This is a genomic window from Methylobacterium sp. J-070 (genome assembly GCF_022829385.1).
Classification (GTDB): domain Bacteria; phylum Pseudomonadota; class Alphaproteobacteria; order Rhizobiales; family Beijerinckiaceae; genus Methylobacterium.
Genome location: NZ_JAKSXX010000184.1, coordinates 1 through 647 on the forward strand (window position 1 = coordinate 1; position 647 = coordinate 647).

Annotated in this window: 2 protein-coding genes; one reads left to right on the forward strand and one right to left on the reverse strand. The window is 64.5% G+C overall.

Annotated elements, in window-relative coordinates:
- Window positions 1-67: 67 nt before the first annotated feature.
- Window positions 68-232: a DUF333 domain-containing protein gene (locus tag MKL01_RS35785; RefSeq protein WP_313901478.1), complete on the forward strand. Its 165-nt coding sequence runs from the start codon at window positions 68-70 to the stop codon at window positions 230-232.
- Window positions 233-277: 45 nt separating this feature from the next.
- Here MKL01_RS35785 and MKL01_RS19805 read toward each other — a convergent pair whose 3' ends face one another.
- On the reverse strand, window positions 278-646 hold the full coding sequence (locus tag MKL01_RS19805; protein ID WP_243906913.1) for a heme utilization protein: 369 nt from the start codon (window positions 644-646) through the stop codon (window positions 278-280).
- Window position 647: the final 1 nt, after the last annotated feature.

Consider the following 647-nt stretch of genomic DNA (forward strand, 5'->3'; position numbering starts at 1 on the left):
GGTATTAAGCGGTTGCCTGATTGCCGGCACCTGTGAGGCTGGGCACGCCAGTAGCTCCGTCGGTCGGATCGCACTCGCAAATCCTGCGTCTGTGCACTGCGCGCAAGGGGGTGGCACGCCGGTGATCCGGAACAGCGCCGCCGGTGGGTTCGGATACTGCCGCTTCGCAGATGGTCGCGTCTGTGAGGAATGCGCGCTGCTGCGGGACAACCGGTGTAAGCCGCGCGAGTGAACCCCATCCGCCGCCAGCCCGTGCTCAGATAAGGCGCGGGGTTTCTTAGCCTGCCCGCTTAGCGCTCCAACTGCCACTGCACTCGACCAATCCGCCCGACGTGCGCCACGTGCCATTGCCGCTACCCTTGGCCGTAAGGCTCCCAGCGATCGGCACCTTGTTCGAGCCGCTTGTGATCGTGGCCTGCACGGCACCGCCGGCCGATACACCGCCATCGATATTTACTTCCTCGCCGGGGATCGAAGCGTCGCTGTCCTTGATCTGCACCCGATAGCTCGTACTGGCCGCACACGGGCCTTCTGCCGTGTTGGCCACGATGGTCCAAGAGCCGTCGTACTTGTTCGGGACTCGGACCTTCCTCGTCGCAGCATTAGCCGGGCTCAGAGCGCCTGCTGTCAGGCTGGCCGTAATGATC